Source organism: Emticicia sp. 21SJ11W-3, assembly GCF_024138715.1.
Lineage (GTDB): Bacteria > Bacteroidota > Bacteroidia > Cytophagales > Spirosomataceae > Emticicia > Emticicia fluvialis.
In genome coordinates, this window is sequence record NZ_CP092074.1 from 229,776 (window position 1) to 251,288 (window position 21,513).

Genomic DNA, 21,513 nt, shown 5'->3' on the forward strand with positions numbered 1-21,513 from the left:
TTCAAGTTATTTCTTTCTTACATCAAGCCCATAGCCTTTCAGAATACCGCGGGCAAGTGCGGCTTTGTGCACCTCATCCGCACCGTCATAAATACGGGCAGCCCTTTCGTGCGAGTACCAGTGTGCCAGCAGTATGTCGTTGGTCATGCCCAACGCTCCGTGCGTCTGTATTGCTCTGTCAATTACCCTCAGCATCATGTTGGCCGTAAAGAATTTTATCATAGATATCTCATCGCGTACGGCTGCGGCGCCCTGCTCGTCTATATTTTTGGCGGTTCTTAAAACCAGCAGTCGGGCGGCATCAATCTCAGCACGGCTTTCGGCAATAAAGCCCTGAATAAACTGTTTTTCGCCCAAAACAACCCCTTCTTCCATTTCTCTTGAAACGGCGTAATGGCACATCAGCTCAAAACTTCTTTCGGCTATGCCAATAAAACGCATACAGTGGTGTATTCTTCCGGGTCCTAGTCTTTCCTGTGCCAGTAAGAAACCGCTACCCTCTGCTCCAATAAGGTTGGCCTGTGGCACACGCACGTTTTCATACATAACTTCGGCATGGCTTGCCCAGCTGTCGCCGGCATGGCCCATAATCGGTATGTTTCTTACAAGGGTAAAGCCCGGGGCATCGGTAGGTACCAGTATCTGGCTGGCTCTTTTGTGCGGCGCAGCATCCGGACTCGTTACCGCCATTACAATAGCAAAAGCGGCGCCATCAGCTGAAGACGTAAACCATTTGTGCCCGTTAATTACATAATCGTTTCCGTCTTTTACGGCAGTGGTTCCCATGCGGGTAGGGTTAGAGCCTGCAAATTCGGGCTCTGTCATAGAAAAACAACTTCTGATATCCCCTTCCATCAGGGGTTTCAGGTACTGGTCTTTCAAATGTGCTGGGGCATATTTGTGCATCAGCTCTGTATTGCCAATATCGGGTGCCTGTGTGTTAAACACAAAATGGCCAAAGGGCGTCATGGCCAGTATTTCGCTAATCTGTCCAAATTCGCAAAGGCTTAACTCAAGTCCCCCGTCAGCTTTAGGCAAATGCAAGCCCCATAGCCCCGCCTTTTTTACAAGTTCCCGCTTTTGTTGAAGAACAGGCTCTATGTATGAGAAATTATGCGTCAGATTTTCAGTGGTTTCCAGCGGATATAATTCATTGACAACAAATTCTTTAATTCTGGGTAATAGTTTGCTTATTTTATCGGTAATGAAAAGGCGCTCCATACAATATGGTTTTTTAGGTTGAATGCGTAAATATGGTAATAATTTAGTTTTCCTGTATTGATTTCTGAAATTTTAAGATTATTCGTAGAAAATACCTTAATTTTGGATTTTAGAATTTGATTCCGCCTTTCTGTTCTGAAACAAAATTTCCTATCTGCCTGCATTGAATGAGTAAATTCAGCCTTTTTTTTCTGTTTGGTTTGCTGACACATTTCGGCTGTCTCGGCTTTGCGCAAGACTCCGTTTATGTAAGGCAGATATTAATTAAGGGCAATACACGCACCAAAGCCAAAATTATTATGCGCGAGGTGGCTGTAAGAGAAGGAGACAGTCTTAACAAAGCAACGCTGACAGATGTGCTTGAAACCGACCGCCGGAAGATTGTTAACACGAATCTGTTTATTACAGTTAATATTGCCGTTGCCGAAGTAAGCAGCACAGTAATTGATGTTGAGATTGAAGTAAAAGAGAGGCTCTATTTTGTGGCGTATCCGGTTTTTTATCTGGCCGACCGCAACTTTAACGAATGGTGGTATGAACGTCGCCGCGATTTAAGCCGAACCATTTTTGGCGTTTACAGCAGGCACTCAAACCTGACGGGCAATAATGACCAACTGAAACTAAGGGCCGAATTTGGATTTGTGCCTAATTTTGAAGTGGCGTACTCAACGCCTTATCTGGACAAAGAACTTACCAAACGTATTTCGCTGGGGGCCTTGTATGTAATGAACAAAACAATGGCCTACCGCACCTGGCAAGATAAGCTGCAGTTTTTTCAGAGCGAAGCCCGGCAGCGTGAGCGGCTGTATCTGTATTCTGTCTTCAGCCAGAGAAAAGGCTTTTATCAGAGCCAGCAATTAGAATTGAGTTATACGCAGGTCCAGATTGGAGATACCATAGCAGCGCTTAACCCTGATTATTTTCTTCTTGCCAGGCAAAAACAGAGTTACTTTCTGGCTAGTTATGCTTATATTTATGATAAACGCGACAACCGCCAATATGCGCTCGACGGGTACCTGATAAGTTTTTCGGCAGCCAAATATGGTTTGTTGCCTACCGATAACGTTAATCTGTTTAGTATTGCGGCTGCTTACACGCAGTATATACCACTAGGTAAGAAATTTTATGCCAATTACAGCCTGAGAGGGCGGATGTCTTTCCCTCAGAAACAACCGTTTTTACAAACACTGGGGCTGGGTTACCGAAATGACCTTGTGCGGGGCTACGAGCTGTACGTAATTGACGGCCAGCAATATGGTCTTCTGAAAACTAACTTGAAGTACAACCTGTTTAACCGTACCTTTGACCTGAAACGATACCTTAAGATAAAGCAATTTAATACTTTTCCACTCGCGGCATACTTAAATTCATTTATCGACGTTGGGTACGTTAGAAACCGTTATTCAGCGCTCAATAATAGCCGATTGGCCAATAAACTGATAACCGGAGCAGGCATTGGCCTTGATGTTGTAACGTTTTATAACGTGGTGGGGCGGGTAAATTATTCATTAAATGGTTTAGGAGAGAGAAGAGTGTTTTTTGCAGTAACCAGAGATTTTTAAATACGGAACAATAAATATTGTTATAATTCAAACAAATCCATGAAAGTCTACATTTTTGTATTAATTTTGTTCATCCTTGCTTGTAGTAACCCCCAAGAAAACCAAAAAGTGGAATCAAAAGAAGTGCAACCAACAGATGCGCCTGCAACCACTAATGTTCAGAATCTGGCGCGTACAATTATGGGTACTGGCGAAGGATTGCTTAGAGGTGTAAAATTCGGCGACTCAATTGAAGATGTCAGGAAAAAAGAAACTGTTGAGCTCTTTGAAGAGGATGAATCTCATCTGGGTTATTCTTTTGACACCGAAAACCTTGAAACGGTAGATATACTGTATGAAAAAAACAGCCAGAATCGCGTTTCGGGTATTGGTCTTGATATTTACATGAATACCGACGACACCAATGAAAAACTCAAACGGGAGCTGTCTGACTTGTTTACGGTCAGGTACGGAAAACCGGTTTCTGAGAATCCTAGTCTGGTATGGGCCATCAAACCTGCAGGGCAGGTGAGCATTAAAGTTGTTAAAAACAAGTTAGACAGAGGGTTGGAGATTAGGTTCTCTCAACCACCAAAGTCTATTTAAATATGTGCAGGGCGGCGCTCAATACCTCTGCCTGCAAGGCATCTCAAAACAAAAAAGGCACTTAACGGGTGCCTTTTGTATTTACAGGGCGGTTTTAAAGCCCGGCCATCAGCATTGATTTACTGGCGCCCTTTGTATTCAGGCCTAATTTATTTAAATGTAGCTATGTGCAGTCATTTATCGCTTAATCAAAAACCACAGGTAATTGCCGAAAGGTACCGGCTTCAGAGTTGGCAAAAAATCAAAGAGCTGCTACCGGTGTATCATAACAATGCTTATAACTACCAGGTATGGCCGGTTATTACTGGTATTGAGCCAGATGCACTGCAATTGATGCATTGGGGGCTGATTCCATCATGGGCCAGAAGCAACTTGCAGGCAGACGAACTAAAGAAGAATACCATAAATGCCCGCATTGAAAGTATATTTGAAAAACCATCTTTTGAAGACGCAGCCCGCAGAAGACATTGTCTGATACCAGCTACAGGTTATTTTGAATGGCAGGACATTAAAGGAAAAAAATACCCATATTTTATTTATCTCAAAAGCGGTGAAGTTTTTAGTATGGCTGGAATATGGGATACCTGGACAGACCATGACACCGGAGCCACCAAAGACACGTTTTCTATTCTTACTACAGAGGCCAATCCGCTGATGGCCAGAATCCATAATCTGAAACAACGAATGCCGGTAATATTAACCGAAGAAACAGAGAATGACTGGCTCACCGGCGGATTTGATGCTACCTCCATTCAGGCATTTATGAAGCCCTTTGATGCGCATAAAATGGATGCTTACACCATTGGCAGGCATATCACAGAAAAAAATTCTGACACACCCGCTGTACTAAAGCCATACACCTATCCGGAATTTATGCAAACCAGTTTGTTTTAAGTACTTTCTTAAATGAGATAATAAACGTAATAAGTCAGGTAAAAAAGCATTTGGCATAGTGGAATTGGTCACAGACCGGTTCCACTATTTTTTTTATGCCGTTTTAGCAGTGTTCAAAACAGGGTATGTGTCAAATTGGCATGAAAAATAACGTGTAAAATGCGGTATGCAGCCACTTTGTCATTGTTTTACGGGTGGTACACAAATTGTATATTACGAATCCGTAGCCACAACGGAGTGGCAAATAAAAATGTTAAACAATATTAAATTTATAAAACCATGGCAACATTAGTTAGAAGTTTCGCACCTGCATTCCCATCATTATTAGAAAACTTTTTGAACGACTTTGAGCGCGTTGCGCCAACACACCAACATTCATTCCCGGCTGTTAACGTCCTGGAGAACGAAAACTTATATAAACTAGAACTGGCTGCTCCGGGATTAAAAAAAGAAGATTTCAAAATCAATGTTCATGAAAATGTATTGACCATTTCAGTTGAACAAAAAAGTGAAACAGAACAAACCCAGAACAACGGTAAGTACACACGCAAAGAGTTTAACTACTCTTCATTCAAGCGTTCGTTTACATTACCGAAAACTGTAGACAGCGAAAAAATTGCAGCAGCATATAATGATGGCGTTTTAGCGCTTGAATTGCCCAAAAAAGAAGAGGCAAAACCAAAAGAGCCTCGCCTGATTGAAATAGCTTAATTTAAGTGTGATTTACAACAAAGGCAAGATTCTGCAAGGTTTCTTGCCTTTTGTTGCATACTGCATACCCCTAGTTAAAATTTGTTAAAAATACCGCCGGCTACGAATTATCATAAATACTTTTGCGTTAAATTTGTACAAAGCGTTAGTATAATTTTATTTGTACCCTAAAAGAAAGAAGACAGGATTTGATAATATTTTACTAATGACCGGTTTCCGGTCAGTGTAATCAGAATAATTCAGTTTTAAATTAGCTTCCAGAACTATGAACAACACATTAAAAACAATCGGTATTGCTATTGCAAGTAGTATCGTTACCATAGGTGGTTATCGTATGTTGGGTCTTGAAGGAAAAGATGTTATTTTTAATGAGTCATCTTCAACTCCTGCTATCAACAGACTAGCTAACTATTCAGGCGGAGCGGCCGTTCCCGGCGACTTTACCTATGCAGCAGAACTTTCAACGCCATCAGTAGTACACATTAAGGCCAAGTCGTCTCGTATGGTGCGTCAGCAACGCTCTATGTTTGATGATTTATTCGGCGATGATTCCCCATTCGGTTTCGGAGTCCCCCGGGGCGGAAGCCAGCAACAGGAATCTTCAGGTTCCGGAGTAATTATAGCGGCAGATGGCTACATTGCCACAAACAACCACGTAGTAGAAGGAGCTGACGAGCTGGAGGTTATTACTTCAGACCACAAAACCTACAAAGCCAAAGTGCTGGGTACTGACCCTTCAACAGACATCGCTGTTATTAAAATAGATGGCAGTGGTTTTCCTGCCATGTCGTTTGCCAACTCAGATAACGTAAAAGTTGGCGAGTGGGTATTGGCCGTAGGTAACCCTTTCAATCTCGAGTCAACAGTAACAGCAGGTATTGTAAGTGCCAAAGGCCGCAATATTGGTATTCTGGCGCAAAAACAACAAATGTTCAGACGTAACAGCGACGACCGCCAGCAAAGAACATCAGACGCCATTGAATCATTTATTCAGACTGATGCCGCCGTGAATCCCGGCAACAGTGGTGGGGCTCTGGTGAACCTGAAAGGTGAGTTAATAGGTATTAATACTGCCATAGCCAGCCCTAACGGCGCTTATGCAGGTTATGCATTTGCGGTGCCTTCAAGCATTGTGAAAAAAGTAACTGCCGACATCGTGAAATACGGTAATGTTCAACGCGGATACTTAGGCATTAACCTGTTGGAGCTTGACGGCAAAAGAGCTGAAGAAGTTGGTTCAAAAGAAACATCGGGTATCTATGTAGCTGACGTAATTGAAAACGGCGCTGCTAAAGCCGCAGGTATCAAAAAAGGTGACGTAATTGTGAAAGTTGATGGTGTTGAAACCAAAAGCGGCCCAAGATTACAGGAAATGATTGGTCGTAAACGTCCGGGTGAATCAGCAATGGTTACCGTAATACGCGACGGCAAACCAAAAGATTTTGATGTAGTGCTACGTAACAGAGACGGCGGACGCGACATTCTGAAAAAAGAAGCTGTTGAAGCCGACAGAGCTTTTGAAAAACTAGGGGTAGAGCTGTCTGACCTAACGCCGGCAGAAAAACAAAAACTGGGTGTTCAGGGCGGTGTAGTAGTAAAAAGAATTTATGATGGCGATATTGCCGATTATACCGAAATGCGTGAAGGATTTATTGTTTTGAAAGTAGGTGAGCGCAAAATTAAATCGGTCAGTGAATTTAAAGAAGCCATCAAAAATGCAAAAGAAAATGGAGACGATGGCGTATTGATTTGCGGCACTTACCAAAGCATATCACGCACGGTTTGTTATGGCGTTTCTTTAGAATAGTACCAGGGTGCCATCAGGTATTAATAATCAGGCCCTTACAATCAGATATTGCTTTAAAAAGCAGTAGTAATTCAAAAATTGCTACTGCTTTTTGTTTATATCACACTGTAAAAGCCGTAATGGGTTTTCACAAAATGCCTTATATGTTTTATGATGCCAGTTTCTGATTATTGAATCAAATCCTCTGCCAATACCGTGTATCAATAGAAGTAGTTGGCTGTTCTGTTCTTTTTTCGTTCAATCTTAACTAATTTCTTGAGTTTGACACGATTTTGGGATAAGTGGCTGATAATAAGGCACATGAATATCCAATCGGCTCTCTACAAACCGTTATTTGGAGTGCGAGTTCAGATTTTAAACTTTGCTTGCGTTTGTATGGGTAATATTGGTTTTAAGCCCAGTTTTTGGAGGATAGTTTTTTCGTTTTCTGTTGGCATAGACCTTAGATAAGATTTGGCTCCGTTATTTTCTATCAGGCTTACTTGCATTTTGTCAAGGGTATCCCTCAACCCTTTTTCAGTGATTACATTTTTATCGCGGTTAATTTTTTGTAAGACAAAGTTTTGTATGGCGAAGGCTATGTAACACAGGCATATATGTCCTTCGATTCGCTGGTCTGTCCAGTGAAACATGGGCCTGGTTTCCAGATGGGATTTGAAGGTTCTGAAGCTATGTTCTATTTTGAATAGTTGTTTGTATTGGTCCAGAACTTCGGCTACCGGCATGCTTTGATTATTGGTGCTTATAGCTAAAAACCCATCATACTTTTCGGAGACCTTTATTTTTTCTTCATTCAGGCTATATTTCTGGTTTTCATCTGATTTTAAGAAGAATCTGGTGGCTTTATTGTTGATTTTCGAAGGGTTCTTCAAGAGGTGCTGTGCGTGCTGTAGTTTATCTTCCCGGTCTTGCTTGTCTTTGGCCGCTCTTTTTGCCGAGTAGGTAGTAATAAAGGTCTTGCCTTCCTGTTTTAATGTGGTGTAGCGAATCAAAACATCTTGTCCGGTAGCATCTTTGTATATCCACTGCTGATGGTAATTCTTTAAGTCGAGTAGGGTTTGCTGCGTTTTTTGGGGCAGGCTTTTCAAACGTTCTCCAATGATAAATTCGTAGCCTTTGCTATTTGTTATTTCCAGGTTTTTCTTTGAAAGCATCCCCCTATCGGCTACTACAATTACTTTGTCAATCTGGTATCGCTTTTTAAGGTCGCCCAGTGCTTCCCTAAAAGTATCCCCTTCATAGGTGTTGCCTTTGAAAACCCTATAACCGATAGGGTTTTTCAGGTGGTCTATGAGCATACAAAAAAGAACTTGTGTTTTACCTATTTTGCCATCCTTACCAAAACCCATTTGTCTAAGTTGTCCTTCTTTCTCAACTTCGCTGGCAAAGTAGAAGGTCGTTACATCATAAAATACCACATCCAGGCTTTGATTGAAAAGATTCCGACCCGTTTGAAAAATCTGCTGCTGGATTAACTCAGTATACTGAGCCAACTTATCCAGAGCCCGATACAAGTGCTGTAATGACAATTCGGGAAGGTTTATGTACTCATCACGATGCTGAAAGTTGCTGCGTTTGCTGCAAGGGCTTTGCAGTCGTTCCAAAAGCATCAGAAATACACTGTCAAAAAGACTGAACTGAAGCTTGCTCTTTTGCTGAAGACGATCCAAAAGAAGCCTTAACCCATACTGCTCCAGGGCATAACCAAATACTTTTTGATAACCATAATTGTATCGACCTAATTCGATTAGGTCCCCTTCCAAAATAGTCTTCAACTCTCCTCCACCTAATTCGTAAAATCTGATGCCAATGTTACGAAGTTCTTCAGGCTTATAATCTTCAACCTTACCAAGAGAATACAAAACCCTCGAACTAGGCTTCCCTGACCCATTTCGGAAACTCTCCAAAATGCGCAAATAAGTGCCTGATTGCTTTCTCTCTACTTTCAAATATGCCATAATGCAAAATTACAACCATATAGCTTTGAATGTCAATAGACAAAAACACAATCGGCTCTCTACACTTTTTCCGAAAAATAGCCAAAATAGCCCCCAGTTAGCCATCCAAGAGCTTTTTCCAAAAACAACTGTCAAACTTAAGAGTGAATTTAAAGAAGCCATCAAAAATGCAAAAGAAAATGGAGACGATGGCGTATTGATTTGCGGCACTTACCAAAGCATATCACGCACGGTTTGTTATGGCGTTTCTTTAGAATAGTACCAGGGTGCCATCAGGTATTAATAATCAGGCCCTTACAATCAGATATTGCTTTAAAAAGCAGTAGTAATTCAAAAATTGCTACTGCTTTTTGTTTATATCACACTGTAAAAGCCGTAATGGGTTTTCACAAAATGCCTTATATGTTTTATGATGCCAGTTTCTGATTATTGAATCAAATCCTCTGCCAATACCGTGTATCAATAGAAGTAGTTGGCTGTTCTGTTCTTTTTTCGTTCAATCTTAACTAATTTTGTGCCTTCATGCACTCATGGGTTAGTGAACTGTTAAAAAAATATCATCAGGGTTATATCATAAATTTACCTTTGATATTTTTTGAGCCAAACTTAAACATTCTATGTCATTTACGCTGAAAGATAAATCAATCCTTATTACCGGAGGAACAGGCTCGTTAGGTAAAGCGCTTACTAAGCATATATTAAGCAGGCATCCTGAAATAAAGAAATTAATCATCTTTTCAAGAGATGAGCAAAAACAATTTCAGATGGCGCAGGAATACCCCGACAGCAAGTATCCGCAAATGAGGTACTTTATAGGCGATGTACGTGATTTTGAACGCCTGAAGCGAGCCTTACGTGGGGTTGATTACGTGATTCATGCCGCAGCCATGAAACACGTGCACATTGCAGAGTATAACCCGATGGAATGTGTAAAAACCAATGTTTTAGGTGCAGAGAACGTTATCAATGCCTGCCTGGAAACAGATGTAGAAAGGGTAGTGGCTTTATCGACAGACAAAGCCTGTGCACCTATCAATCTTTACGGAGCCACCAAGCTGGCATCAGACAAACTATTTGTGGCAGCCAATAACATAAAAGGCTGGAACCCCATCCGGTTTTCGGTAGTTCGTTATGGCAACGTAATGGGGTCAAACGGTTCGGTTATTCCCTTCTTTATGAATAAGCGTAAAGAAGGAATTATTCCTATTACAGACCCCAACATGACCCGCTTCAATATCTCTCTGCAAGGTGGAGTAGACATGGTCATGCATGCGTTGGAACACGCCTGGGGAGGCGAAATTTTTATACCTAAGATTCCTTCATACCGTATTCTGGATGTGGCTGAGGCCATAGCGCCTGAATGCGAAACAAAAATTGTTGGAATAAGACCCGGCGAGAAAATTCATGAAGAAATGATTACAGAGTCAGATTCGTTCCTGACCTACGATCTGGGTAAGTACTTTACCATTCTGCCTTCTATGCATAAATGGAAAATTGAAGATTTTACGGCCGCGTTTAATGCGCAAAAGGTACCGGTGGGCTTCAGATATACATCTGCTGAAAACACAGAATGGGAAACAGTTGAGAGCCTGAGAAAATTGATTAAAGAACATGTCGACTCAAACTTTAGTGTTTAAATGAATGTCATTCCCTACGGAAAACAACATATAACTGAAGAAGATATAGCCGTTGTTATTGAAACCCTTAAAAGTCCGTATCTGACACAGGGGCCTAAAATAAAAGAGTTTGAAGATAACTTTGCCCGGTTTATTGGCGCACGTTATGCCGTGGCGGTTTCAAACGGCACAGCAGCTCTGCACTTATGTACTTTGGCATTGGGTGTAAAAGAGGGGCAAAAGGTTATTGCCACACCCATTACTTTTGTGGCGTCGTCTAATTGTGTACGTTATTGTGGTGGCGAAATAGTGTTTGGTGATATTGACCCTGAAACCTATCTGCTAGATATCAACGCTGTAAGAGCATTACTGGAAAACGCGCCCGAAGGAACATATACCGGAATTATCCCGGTCGATTTTGCCGGAAGAGCCGTTAACATGGAAGAGTTCCGGAAACTGGCCGATGAATATAACCTCTGGATAATTGAAGACGCCTGCCATGCGCCGGGTGGATTTTTCAAGGATTCAAAAGGTGTAAATCAATATTGTGGAAATGGTAATTTTGCCGACCTGGCAGTGTTCTCGTTTCACCCTGTTAAACACATTGCCTGCGGAGAAGGGGGCATGATAACCACCAATGACGAAGAACTGTACAAAAAACTGCTTCAGTTAAGAACACACGGTATTGTGCGCGACACCAACTTATACACCAACAGCATTGAGCTGGCGGGCGGAGCAGACGCCTACCCCGGCTGGTATATGGAAATGCAGTCGCTTGGCTATAATTACAGAATTACCGATTTTCAGGCAGCGCTAGGCAGCAGTCAGTTACAAAGGATTGACCATAATCTGGCCAGCCGAAGAGCCATTGCAGCCCGGTACGATGCGGCCTTCAGAGATTGTCCTTTCATTAAGGGGCATTCGGGTGTTGTAGAAGGCCATGCCTATCACCTGTATGTAATAGAGGTAGACAACCGCCTGGGTTTGTATAACCATCTGCACGCGCATAATATTATGGCTCAGATACACTACGTACCCTCGCATATTATGCCTTATTATCGTGATTTAGGCTGGAAAGAAGGCGACAGACCAATGGCAGAAGCATATTACAAGCGCTGTTTGAGTATTCCGATGTACCATACCCTTACAACCGACGAGCAAAACTTTGTTATAGATTCCATACTTAATTTTCTGAACACCCAACCATGATAGAAAAGAATTATATCACACCGCAGGAAGAGTTTTGGGCGGGTAGCTTTGGTAATGAGTACATTCAGCGTAATCAAAGTCAGGAGTATCTGGCGTCTAACCTCAACTTCTTTGTAAAAGCTTTGCATCAGGCAGGCAAACCCAAATCTCTTATAGAGTTTGGCGCTAATATCGGTATGAACCTCAGAGCCATCAAGGCTTTGTATCCGGGCATTGATTTAGGAGGTATTGAAATTAATGAAGAAGCTGCGGGTGAATTAAGAAAAGTTATAGGTTCTGAGAACGTCTTTCAAGGTTCTATTCTTGAGTATGAGCCGGTAAAAAAATATGAGGTTGCGCTTATAAAAGGGGTCTTGATTCATATCAACCCTGAGGTGTTGCCTGTCATTTACCAGAAACTCTATGAAACCTCGGGCAGATACATTCTCATTTGTGAATATTACAACCCGTCTCCGGTCTCAATTAACTACCGCGGGCATACAGACAGGCTCTTCAAACGAGATTTTGCCGGAGAAATGCTAGAGAAATACCCTGATTTAAGCCTGGTAGATTACGGCTTTGTTTATAGAAGAGACCCGGCGTTCCCTCAGGATGACATCACCTGGTTTTTAATGCAGAAAAAAGACTGACAGGCACATGGGCAATATAGCTATTATTCCGGCAAGAGGAGGAAGCAAGCGGATTCCTCGGAAAAACGTAAAAGACTTTTGCGGAGAGCCTATTATTGCCTATTCCATAAAGGCTGCATTAAAAAGTGGTTTGTTTGATGAGGTAATGGTATCTACTGATGATAGCGAAATTGCCTCTGTCAGCCGGCAATTTGGCGCCAGTGTCCCTTTTTTCCGGTCGGCGGCAAACGCCAATGACTATGCCACAACCGCCGCTGTATTAACAGAGGTGCTAACCCAATACCAAGCCATAAATAAAAGCTATCAGTACGGGTGTTGCATCTACCCCACTGCCCCCTTTACGTCTGTTCAAAAGCTAAAGGAGGCTTATGCGCTGCTTAATGCCAATGGGTTTGATACCGTCTTGCCTGTTCAGCGTTTTTCGTTTCCAATTCAGCGTGCTTTTTATAAAGAACAAGACCAAATCAGTTGGGTAGAGCCACAACATGCCCTTACCCGCTCTCAGGATTTACCCCAGACCTATCATGATGCGGGGCAATTCTATTTCTTTCATGTAAGTTCTTTTCTGAAAAGCCAGAAACTGATTACCTCTAATTCAGGAGCGGTTGAAATAAGCGAGCTTGAAGGACAAGACATTGACAATGAAACCGACTGGAAACTGGCTGAACTGAAATTTAGACTGATGAATCCATGAGAAAATATGCCTGCCTGACGCAACAGATATTTGGTTCTGAAAAATATACCATTGTGCCTCTGCGAGACCAGGATAAATATGACATAATGCAGTGGCGGAATGAGCAGATTTATCATTTAAGGCAGGCCGCCCCGCTTACTACTCAGCAGCAGGAATGGTATTTTGATAAGGTGGTGGCTCAATTGTTTGAAACAGCCAAACCAGCTCAGTTGCTTTTCTCTTATCTTGAAAATGACACCTGCATTGGCTATGGTGGATTGGTACATATTAACTGGACAGACAGGCACGCAGAGATATCGTTTATCATGAAAACCAGCCTCGAAAAAGATTTTTTCGAATTTCACTGGCGTACGTATCTTTCTTTAATTGAAAAAGTTGCTTTTGAAGAGCTGAATCTGCATAAAATATTTACTTATGCCTTTAATTTGAGGCCTCATTTGTATGTGGCTATTGAAAAAAGTAATTACCATTTAGAAGCCACATTGCCAGGCCACTGCTTGTTTGAAGGTAAATTTATTGATGTGCTTATTCATTCAAAGTTTAATGATATCAATATCAGAACAGCCAATGAAGCCGATTTGATGCGCTATTTTAACTGGACTAATGACGAAGAGGTACGGAAACAATCTTTTAACAGCCAGCCGGTGGTACTTGAAAATCACCGGCAGTGGTTTCTTAAAAAAATAAAAGACCCCAACTGCCTGATGCTTGTTTTTGAAGATGCCCGCCAACAGCCAATAGGGCAGGTAAGATTTGAAAATAACCCCGATAAGCAAAATAGCATTGTTGGTGTATCGATTGATAAATCATTCAGAGGTAAAGGGCTGGCTGGGCAATTGCTAACAAGGGCTGTGCGGTATTTTTTAAGAGAAAACCCCGGGTACACCATTGAGGCGTACATAAAAACCGAAAATAAAGGGTCAATAGGCGCATTTAAAAGTGCCGGCTTTTTGTTTACTAAAAACTTAGATTATCAGGGCTTTGAAACTGTATTATATACAAAGAGGAATCAATGAAAATAGCGAATTACAGCATAGGGCAAAACCATAAGCCATTTATAATTGCCGAAATGAGCGGCAATCATAATCAGTCTTTAGAAAGAGCCCTGAAAATAATTAAGACAGCCGCTGAATGTGGGGCCGATGCCATTAAATTACAGACTTATACAGCCGATACCATAACTATTAACCAGAGAGGCGGGCTTTTTGATATCAAAGACGATACTTCGCTCTGGAAAAACCGGAATCTTTACGAATTGTATGAAGAAGCGCACACCCCCTGGGAATGGCACGAAGCCATGTATAAATGTGCCGCCGACAATAACATTATCTGTTTTTCTACCCCATTTGATGATACGGCTGTAGATTTTCTTGAAAACCTGGGCACACCGGCGCATAAAATAGCTTCTTTTGAAAACAACCATTTCCCGCTGTTGAAAAAGGTTGCCCAGACGGGAAAGCCCGTCATTATGTCAACAGGTGCCAGTACACTGGCCAACCTTGATGAAGCCGTAGCTGTTTTACGGGCTAATGGTTGTAAAGACCTGGTGCTGCTGAAATGCACAAGCAACTATCCGGCCAGTCCTGAAAACTCTAATGTTCGTACTATTCCACACCTGCGCGATTTGTTTCAGTGCGAAGTAGGCCTGAGTGACCACACCATGGGCATTGGCGTACCATGTGCAGCAGTAACATTGGGGGCAACCGTTATAGAAAAACACTTTTGCCTGAGCCGCGCCGAAGGCGGAGTAGATTCAGCTTTTTCGTTAGAACCTGACGAACTGAAATCGTTAGTGATTGAAACCGAAAGAGCCTGGCAGTCGTTGGGGGTTATTCAGTATGGTGTTCAGGAATCAGAAAAGAAAAGCCTTTTGTTTAAACGCTCAATTTATGTAGTAAAAGATATCAAATCGGGCGAGGCATTTACTGAAGAAAACTTAAGGGTAATTCGCCCGGGAGACGGACTACCGCCTAAATACTATGAGGGGCTGCTAGGCAAAATCAGCCATACAGACTTAAAAGCCGGTACTCCGTTGCAGTCAGTCGAATCATAAAAAACTTGTTTGGGCTGGCAAACAGGGTATTTGATACCCCGTTAATCCTTCAATCTGGATTTTTCAATTACTGGTTATTTATAAATTTTCTATAAATTTACTATACCATTACGTAAGAAAGATTTAACTTTCCGCCAAAGTACCTTCTTGATTACGTTACAGTTTAAGTTAACCTGACACGAAATCTTAAAGTTTCGTTTTACTTTATATTAAACATATGAAAGGAATTATTCTCGCCGGAGGCTCTGGAACCCGTTTACATCCGCTTACACTTGCTGTGAGTAAACAGTTAATGCCAGTATATGATAAGCCAATGATTTACTACCCATTGTCAATACTTATGTTGGCAGGAATCCGCGAGATTCTGATTATCTCTACTCCTCATGATTTACCTCACTTCAAAAAGTTATTGGGCGATGGGAGCAGAATAGGTTGTGAATTCAGCTATGCCGAACAACCATCGCCTGACGGCCTGGCGCAGGCTTTTATCATAGGTGCCGATTTTATCGGTAACGACAGTGTGGCATTGGTATTAGGCGACAATATATTTTATGGTAGCGGTTTAAGCAAATTATTGCAGAGCAGCACCAACCCCGACGGCGGCATTGTGTTTGCCTACCAGGTGCATGACCCGGAAAGATACGGTGTTATTGAGTTTGACGATAACCGTAAGGCCATATCTATTGAAGAAAAACCTCAAAAGCCTAAGTCAAACTTTGCTGTGCCGGGTTTATACTTCTATGATAACAACGTGGTAGAAATTGCCAGAAACATAAAACCATCACCGCGTGGCGAACTGGAGATTACCGACATCAATAAAGTGTATCTTGAAAGTGGCAGGCTTAGTGTAGGTATTATGAACCGAGGCACTGCCTGGCTCGATACCGGCACGTTTGTTTCTTTAATGCAAGCCGCACAGTTTGTACAGGTTATAGAAGAAAGACAAGGCCTTAAAATTGGTTGCATTGAAGAGGTGGCGTACAGAATGGGCTTTATAGATGCAGGCCAGCTTGAAACCATAGCCAAGCCCCTTGTTAAAAGCGGGTATGGTCAATATTTGTTGAATTTAATCTGATATTCATATATTTTGTTGTTGCTGAAATTCTTTAAAAAGAAAACAGGCAGAGTGTTTCTTTAATGGAAACTAATTCTGCGCCTAACCAAAATATCTTTCTGCTTTGACAACACAACCTGACTGTGAACAGAAAACACATCGGAGATGATTAATGATTCTCCGGCACATGGATGGAATAATATGTGATTGCAATGGCTGAAATTGGGTTTTATCAGATATGTAAAATGGGCGCCTGCTAATGGGTTTGCCGTAATTGTTGTTTTTTAATTTTACCCTAATTTAAGATTCCTACGTATCATTCAAATCATGGCTTCACTTAAAACTATTTTTAAGGTTCTGGTATTAATGTTTTTTATTTCGGAAGTAGCTTATTCTCAGGTTACCCAACAAATGCCCGAAAATGTTGATAAACTAACCGACAAGCAGCTGGAAGCACTTATTAAAGCCGCAGAAAAAAGAGGACTGTCTGATGCACAAATAGAGGCAATGGCTATTGCTAATGGATATAGCACTCAGGACATTGCCAAAGTAAAAGAAAGAATAAACCGCCTCAATAACAAATCGACCAACGATAAAACCGGTGTTGATAAAACAAGGAAATCAGATGATTCGAACAGAAAAAGAGAAACCGGCGGCCGTGAGCAATTAGGAGACGTTGATGTAAAAGATTTATCTGCCGAGTCGAGGCCGGAAATAGTTAATAGAAAAGATTCAGTTGCAAAGAGACCCGTCATATTCGGGAGTCAGCTCTTCAACAATAAAAACCTTACTTTTGAGCCGAACCTGAGGCTACCAACGCCAAAAAACTATGTTCTCGGGCCTGACGATGAGCTAAGAATTGATATTACCGGCTATGCGTATCAGCATTACAGCACTACGGTGTCGCCAGAAGGCACCATAAAAATTGAAAATCTACAGCCCATTTACGTAAACGGCAATACTATAGAGCAGGCAAAAGGCAAAATTGTTGCCCGGCTTAAAACTATCTTTGCAGGCTTAAGAAACGGCACGCTGAATGTAGATGTTACACTGGGCGATGTAAGAACTATAAAAATAACGGTTGTCGGAGAAGTACAAAACCCGGGTACTTATTCGCTCTCTTCGTTGGCAACTGCTTTTAACGCATTGTATCTATCTGGCGGCCCCACAGAAAAAGGGTCTTTAAGAAATATTCAGATAATACGCGACAACGCTGTTATCAAAAAAATAGATGTGTATAACTTTCTGCTTAAAGGAACCCGCGAAGATGACATGAACCTGACAGACCAGGATGTCATTCTGGTTCCGGTAGTTCAGAACCGGGTCAGAATTACAGGGCAGGTAAATAAAGAAGGTATTTTTGAGCTGAAAGAGAATGACAATTTCAAAACCCTGCTTGAATATGCCGGAGGCTTCACCGATAAGGCCTACACAGCCACAGTGAACGTAACAAGAAATACCCAGAGCGAGAAGAAAATCCTGACTTTCGACCCTCAGGCCAATCCGGAGTTTATTACCCAAAACGGTGACCAATTTCTAATAGGCACTATACTTGAGCGTTTCGAAAATAAAGTAGCAATAAGAGGAGCAGTAATGAGACCGGGTGAGTTTGCCTTAGGCGGTCAACTAAAAACTGTCAGGCAACTGATTGAGTTCGCCAAGGGTTTGCGTGAAGATGCTTACCCTGATCGGGCCATTTTAGTAAGAAAAAAAGATAATTTTGATTCTGAATACCAGGCAATTAACTTAAGGAAACTGCTGAATGGAGAAATAAGTGATATAGAATTGAAGAGGGAAGACCAGTTGCTGATAAAATCTATCAGCGAAATCAGAGAAGATAGGCTGGTTTATATTGAAGGGGCCGTTAATATTCCGGGCTTTTATGAATTTGCAGAAAACATGGAAGTAAAAGACCTGATTCTTCTGGCCGGAGGGTTATCTGACGGAGCCACCTCAAAGCGCGTTGAAATTGCACGACGGCTGTATAATGACGAATCGAACGATAAAACAACTGAAATTATTAATTTTAGTTTAGGCTCGGTACAGGAAAACGAAAATTTGACCAAACTAAAGCCTTTCGATAAGGTGTTTATCCGGAATCTGCCTAATTATGACGACCAGCCAACGGTACAGATAGTTGGTGAGGTAAATTATCCGGGTAGTTATGCGATAGAAAATAAAAGCGACCGCATTGTAGATATTATTGACCGGGCAGGAGGGTTGAGAAAGGAATCAGATATTACCAGCGCTAAACTTTACAGAGATAACAGACTGGTTTTTGTAGATTTTGAGAAGGCACTTAAAAACAGAAATACCCCATCTAATCTTTTTCTGGAAAACGGAGACAGAATAGAGATTCCTAAAGAAAGGCAAACGGTTACTATTGCAGGGCAGGTGCTTAATCCTACCAGTGTGGCTTATCAGCCGGGTTTTGTTTTCAGAGATTACATAGCACAAGCTGGGGGCTTTACCGACAGCGCTTTTGTAAGAAAAACCTACGTAATATACTCTAACGGTAGCACTGACAGAACCAGAAGCTTTTTAGGTATAAAGGCGTATCCGAAGGTAAAGTCAGGTATGACCGTAATGGTGCCAAAAAGAAACAGGGTTAGAATGACCACCGCCGAGCGAATTGCATTGAGCACTGGCTTAGTTTCATTATCTGCCGTGTTGCTAACGCTAATCAGGCTTTTATAGATATTTTTTTGATTGAGCGCACCAATAGTTGTTGAAGTAGAAAGTGGAAGTTAAAAAGAAAGCATAAGGATTACCCAATGAAGGAATCAACAAATAATACAGTTAGTCTTAATTTCAAGGCCCTTTTTCAGGTTATCTGGAAAGAAAAAATTCTTATTTTTATGATCATACTGGCTTCGGCAGGTATAGGTCTCTGGTATGGCTTTTCACAAAAAGAACAATTTACTGCTCAGGGAAAAATACTGCCCGAGATGCTGGGCAGAGGAGGGCTGCGGCTCGGTAATTTAGCAGGCATTGCAAGCCTTGCCGGTGTAGACATAGGTAGTGCAGACGGCACCGAGGCGGTAAGGCCTGATTTGTATCCGGATATTCTTAAGAGTACTCCTTTCTTTCTGGAGCTTTTCAAGCAGCCTGTTGTAACCAGAGATAACAGAAAGATAACCTTTGAACAGTTTTATGAGGGCGAATTTGAAAAAAAATCTGACGAAAAACAGAAAGATACTGTCAAGGCGCCACATAATCAAAATGGCGTTCTTGTAATTGGTAAAAAATACGAACGGAGAATCCAGGCCTTGAAAGCAAGAATTGTTGGGGTTATTGACAAAAAAAGTGGGGTTATTAATATATCTGTTAAAATGCCCGACCCTTATGTGGCAGCTGAGGTAGCAAATTTTGCTATGAATTACCTTACACAATATGTAACGCGCTACAGGGTAGATAAGGCACAGAAAGACCTTGATTTTCTGGAAGAAAGGGTAAATGTAGCCAAAGGCAAATATTACTTTAACCAAACAAAAAAGGCACAGTACAGCGACCAGTTTCAGGAGTCAACCATGAGGTTGCAATCAGCTGATATTCAGCGTGAAAGAATAGAGTCAGAATACCGCATGGCTTCTACTTTTTATAATGAACTTTTAAAAAAATATGAGGAAGCAAAAATTAAAGTTCAGCAGGAAACACCCGTTTTTAAGGTTTTAGAACCCCCAACAGTGCCTACCAGAAAAAGTGAGCCAAGAAAAAGTTTAATTCTTTTAGTAGCAGTATTTATAGGCGGCTTAATTGCCCTGATAGCCGCTTTGATAAGAAATAACAATTACTCAAAAGTTATAAATAGCTAAGGCGGCCTTTAGCTATGGTGCTGGTTACAATAATACTTGCTGCTAAACACCAAGAGGTGTTTTAATGTACAATATAGCAGCAGATAACTAATGCTACAATAAAGAAATGCCTCGTGCAATAAAATTTTCAGGGGTGTGCTAAAGGTTCACCCTGTTTTTTCTACTCTCTGTCGCTGCGTTTGCAATCAATCGGCTTTAATGCCAGTTCTAATGAATAGAATTTTAATTAGAGTTGAACTGAAATTCTGAATAGCCAATAGAATCAATACAAGCAAGCCATTTCATCATCATGCGCTTTAACGATATACAAATTACAATAGTGGGTCTGGGATATGTTGGCTTACCGCTTGCTGTGGAATTCGGGAAGAAGTTTGCGACTATAGGCTTTGATATAAATATCGATCGTATCCGTGAACTTCAGAATGGATACGACAGAACAAAAGAACTAAGCAGTAAAGATTTGGAGTCTGCCGACAAGCTTTCATTCTCTTCTTCACTGGTTACCGATGAGAAAAAACCAGGCGGGCAAAATGTATACATAATCACTGTTCCAACACCGATAGACAGCTTTAAAAGGCCTGATTTAAAATACCTGCTGGCGGCATCTCAATCGGTTGGCAGGGTATTGTCAAAAGGCGATATTGTCATTTATGAAAGCACTGTGTACCCCGGTTGCACAGAAGAAGATTGCGTGCCGGTTTTAGAGGGGTACAGTAGCCTTCGCTATAATCAGGACTTTTACTGTGGTTATTCACCTGAGCGGATTAACCCCGGAGATAAACTGCATACACTCACAAAAATTAAGAAAGTTACTGCAGGAAGCACCCCCGAAATTGCAGACTTTGTTGATAAACTATATGCTACTATAATTGAAGCCGGCACTTTTAAAGCTACATCAATTAAAGTGGCTGAGGCTGCCAAACTGATTGAAAACTGCCAGAGGGATATCAATATAGCTTTTATGAATGAGCTGGCACTTATTTTTGATAAAATGGGGCTTGATACGCTTTCTGTGCTTGAAGCAGCTGGGACAAAGTGGAATTTTCTTCCGTTCAGGCCAGGCCTTGTTGGTGGCCATTGTATAGGGGTTAATCCGTATTATCTGGCTTATAAGGCAGAGGCATTGGGGTATCATCCACAGGTGATACTTGCCGGCAGGAAGATTAATGACTACATGGGCAAGCATGTAGCCGTAGAGACGGTAAAACTTCTGATAAAAAATAACGTAATTGTAAGTAAAGCAAAGGTACTGATTTTAGGTATTACCTTTAAAGAGAATTGTCCGGATATCCGTGATACAAGGGTGTTAGATGTAATAAATGAACTGACTGACTATGGCATTTCTACTGATGTTTTTGACCCCTGGGCAGTAGCAGACGAAGTAAAGGCGGCTTATGCAATTGAATTAAAAGAAGATTTGAATTTTAAAGATTATGACGGCATAATACTGGCAGTAAATCATTATCAGTTCAATGAGTCTGCCATTCAAAATTCTCTGAGAGATTTTACCGGAGTAATTTATGATGTAAAAGGCCAGCTTGCTAAAGAGATAATTGATAAAAGGCTGTGATAAACCCAGGTTTTTCTACTTTAATATGTTTTTTTCTTTTCCTTCTAAAATCAAGTTATTTTCAAGTTAAGTCGTTGATTAAATTATTTTAATTCGTGTCGTAAAGATTTTTTAATGTTCATTTTCAAAAATAAA

General features: G+C 41.4%; 18 protein-coding genes. 16 read left to right on the plus strand and 2 right to left on the minus strand.

Annotated elements, in window-relative coordinates; all coding sequences use genetic code 11:
* Positions 1–6: 6 nt before the first annotated feature.
* Entirely contained in the window at positions 7–1,221 is a 1,215-nt protein-coding gene (locus MB380_RS00990) for an acyl-CoA dehydrogenase family protein (protein WP_253532227.1), read from the minus strand.
* A 167-nt stretch (positions 1,222–1,388) separates the two neighbouring features.
* On the opposite strand from MB380_RS00990, the gene MB380_RS00995 reads away from it, so the two are divergent.
* The 5 genes from MB380_RS00995 to MB380_RS01015 all read left to right on the plus strand — a co-directional run bounded on the left by MB380_RS00995 (position 1,389) and on the right by MB380_RS01015 (position 6,780).
* On the plus strand, positions 1,389–2,783 hold the full coding sequence (locus tag MB380_RS00995) for a BamA/TamA family outer membrane protein (RefSeq protein ID WP_253532237.1): 1,395 nt from the start codon (positions 1,389–1,391) through the stop codon (positions 2,781–2,783).
* Between the two features lie 108 nt (positions 2,784–2,891).
* Entirely contained in the window at positions 2,892–3,368 is a 477-nt protein-coding gene (locus tag MB380_RS01000) for a hypothetical protein (protein ID WP_143706146.1), read from the plus strand.
* A 165-nt stretch (positions 3,369–3,533) separates the two neighbouring features.
* Positions 3,534–4,262, plus strand: coding sequence for an SOS response-associated peptidase (locus MB380_RS01005; RefSeq protein ID WP_253532239.1), 729 nt, complete (start codon positions 3,534–3,536; stop codon positions 4,260–4,262).
* A 279-nt stretch (positions 4,263–4,541) separates the two neighbouring features.
* Positions 4,542–4,973 (plus strand): Hsp20/alpha crystallin family protein, encoded by a 432-nt coding sequence (locus MB380_RS01010; protein WP_101728226.1) that lies wholly within the window; start codon positions 4,542–4,544, stop codon positions 4,971–4,973.
* 265 nt (positions 4,974–5,238) lie between these two features.
* Entirely contained in the window at positions 5,239–6,780 is a 1,542-nt protein-coding gene (locus MB380_RS01015; protein ID WP_253532241.1) for a Do family serine endopeptidase, read from the plus strand.
* A gap of 347 nt (positions 6,781–7,127) precedes the next feature.
* On the opposite strand, the gene MB380_RS01020 is transcribed toward MB380_RS01015, so the two are convergent.
* The gene (locus tag MB380_RS01020) at positions 7,128–8,738 is read right to left on the minus strand and encodes an IS1634 family transposase (protein ID WP_253523758.1); all 1,611 of its coding nucleotides are present in this window, start codon (positions 8,736–8,738) and stop codon (positions 7,128–7,130) included.
* A 1-nt stretch (position 8,739) separates the two neighbouring features.
* Between MB380_RS01020 and MB380_RS01025 the strand changes: the two genes are divergently transcribed.
* The 11 genes from MB380_RS01025 (at position 8,740) to MB380_RS01075 (ending at position 21,378) form a co-directional block, all read left to right on the plus strand.
* Positions 8,740–8,997 (plus strand): hypothetical protein, encoded by a 258-nt coding sequence (locus MB380_RS01025; RefSeq protein WP_253532242.1) that lies wholly within the window; start codon positions 8,740–8,742, stop codon positions 8,995–8,997.
* 358 nt (positions 8,998–9,355) lie between these two features.
* The gene (gene pseB / locus MB380_RS01030; protein ID WP_253532248.1) at positions 9,356–10,375 is read left to right on the plus strand and encodes a UDP-N-acetylglucosamine 4,6-dehydratase (inverting); all 1,020 of its coding nucleotides are present in this window, start codon (positions 9,356–9,358) and stop codon (positions 10,373–10,375) included.
* Positions 10,376–11,563, plus strand: coding sequence for a UDP-4-amino-4,6-dideoxy-N-acetyl-beta-L-altrosamine transaminase (pseC, locus tag MB380_RS01035; RefSeq protein WP_253532250.1), 1,188 nt, complete (start codon positions 10,376–10,378; stop codon positions 11,561–11,563).
* On the plus strand, positions 11,560–12,192 hold the full coding sequence (locus MB380_RS01040; RefSeq protein ID WP_253532260.1) for a pseudaminic acid biosynthesis-associated methylase: 633 nt from the start codon (positions 11,560–11,562) through the stop codon (positions 12,190–12,192). Before pseC ends, MB380_RS01040 begins: the two co-directional genes overlap by 4 nt.
* A gap of 7 nt (positions 12,193–12,199) precedes the next feature.
* Positions 12,200–12,886, plus strand: coding sequence for a pseudaminic acid cytidylyltransferase (gene pseF, locus MB380_RS01045; RefSeq protein ID WP_253532262.1), 687 nt, complete (start codon positions 12,200–12,202; stop codon positions 12,884–12,886).
* Positions 12,883–13,902, plus strand: coding sequence for a GNAT family N-acetyltransferase (locus tag MB380_RS01050; RefSeq protein ID WP_253532264.1), 1,020 nt, complete (start codon positions 12,883–12,885; stop codon positions 13,900–13,902). The genes pseF and MB380_RS01050 overlap by 4 nt, the downstream gene beginning before the upstream one ends.
* Positions 13,899–14,939 (plus strand): pseudaminic acid synthase, encoded by a 1,041-nt coding sequence (gene pseI, locus MB380_RS01055; protein ID WP_253532266.1) that lies wholly within the window; start codon positions 13,899–13,901, stop codon positions 14,937–14,939. The genes MB380_RS01050 and pseI overlap by 4 nt, the downstream gene beginning before the upstream one ends.
* Positions 14,940–15,156: 217 nt before the next feature.
* Positions 15,157–16,014 carry a glucose-1-phosphate thymidylyltransferase RfbA gene (gene rfbA / locus MB380_RS01060; RefSeq protein ID WP_101728218.1) on the plus strand — a complete coding sequence of 286 codons (858 nt, stop codon included), beginning with the start codon at positions 15,157–15,159 and terminating at the stop codon, positions 16,012–16,014.
* Positions 16,015–16,320: 306 nt separating this feature from the next.
* A complete protein-coding gene (locus MB380_RS01065; protein ID WP_253532268.1) occupies positions 16,321–18,690 on the plus strand; it encodes an SLBB domain-containing protein in 2,370 nt (789 codons plus the stop codon).
* A gap of 77 nt (positions 18,691–18,767) precedes the next feature.
* Positions 18,768–19,808, plus strand: coding sequence for a Wzz/FepE/Etk N-terminal domain-containing protein (locus MB380_RS01070; RefSeq protein ID WP_253532270.1), 1,041 nt, complete (start codon positions 18,768–18,770; stop codon positions 19,806–19,808).
* 289 nt (positions 19,809–20,097) lie between these two features.
* The gene (locus MB380_RS01075; RefSeq protein ID WP_305882495.1) at positions 20,098–21,378 is read left to right on the plus strand and encodes a nucleotide sugar dehydrogenase; all 1,281 of its coding nucleotides are present in this window, start codon (positions 20,098–20,100) and stop codon (positions 21,376–21,378) included.
* Positions 21,379–21,513: the final 135 nt, after the last annotated feature.

What these genes read in the sequence shown, in the direction of transcription:
- MB380_RS01005 (WP_253532239.1), top strand. Translation starts at nt 3,534, where the DNA reads ATGTGCAGTCATTTATCGCTTAATCAAAAACCACAGGTAATTGCCGAA.
- MB380_RS01050 (WP_253532264.1), top strand. Translation starts at nt 12,883, where the DNA reads ATGAGAAAATATGCCTGCCTGACGCAACAGATATTTGGTTCTGAAAAA.
- pseF (WP_253532262.1), top strand. Translation starts at nt 12,200, where the DNA reads ATGGGCAATATAGCTATTATTCCGGCAAGAGGAGGAAGCAAGCGGATT.
- pseI (WP_253532266.1), top strand. Translation starts at nt 13,899, where the DNA reads ATGAAAATAGCGAATTACAGCATAGGGCAAAACCATAAGCCATTTATA.
- MB380_RS01010 (WP_101728226.1), top strand. Translation starts at nt 4,542, where the DNA reads ATGGCAACATTAGTTAGAAGTTTCGCACCTGCATTCCCATCATTATTA.
- MB380_RS01025 (WP_253532242.1), top strand. Translation starts at nt 8,740, where the DNA reads ATGCAAAATTACAACCATATAGCTTTGAATGTCAATAGACAAAAACAC.
- MB380_RS01020 (WP_253523758.1), bottom strand. Translation starts at nt 8,738, where the DNA reads ATGGCATATTTGAAAGTAGAGAGAAAGCAATCAGGCACTTATTTGCGC.
- MB380_RS00995 (WP_253532237.1), top strand. Translation starts at nt 1,389, where the DNA reads ATGAGTAAATTCAGCCTTTTTTTTCTGTTTGGTTTGCTGACACATTTC.
- MB380_RS01075 (WP_305882495.1), top strand. Translation starts at nt 20,098, where the DNA reads ATGCGCTTTAACGATATACAAATTACAATAGTGGGTCTGGGATATGTT.
- MB380_RS00990 (WP_253532227.1), bottom strand. Translation starts at nt 1,221, where the DNA reads ATGGAGCGCCTTTTCATTACCGATAAAATAAGCAAACTATTACCCAGA.
- MB380_RS01070 (WP_253532270.1), top strand. Translation starts at nt 18,768, where the DNA reads ATGAAGGAATCAACAAATAATACAGTTAGTCTTAATTTCAAGGCCCTT.
- pseC (WP_253532250.1), top strand. Translation starts at nt 10,376, where the DNA reads ATGAATGTCATTCCCTACGGAAAACAACATATAACTGAAGAAGATATA.
- MB380_RS01065 (WP_253532268.1), top strand. Translation starts at nt 16,321, where the DNA reads ATGGCTTCACTTAAAACTATTTTTAAGGTTCTGGTATTAATGTTTTTT.
- rfbA (WP_101728218.1), top strand. Translation starts at nt 15,157, where the DNA reads ATGAAAGGAATTATTCTCGCCGGAGGCTCTGGAACCCGTTTACATCCG.
- MB380_RS01015 (WP_253532241.1), top strand. Translation starts at nt 5,239, where the DNA reads ATGAACAACACATTAAAAACAATCGGTATTGCTATTGCAAGTAGTATC.
- pseB (WP_253532248.1), top strand. Translation starts at nt 9,356, where the DNA reads ATGTCATTTACGCTGAAAGATAAATCAATCCTTATTACCGGAGGAACA.
- MB380_RS01040 (WP_253532260.1), top strand. Translation starts at nt 11,560, where the DNA reads ATGATAGAAAAGAATTATATCACACCGCAGGAAGAGTTTTGGGCGGGT.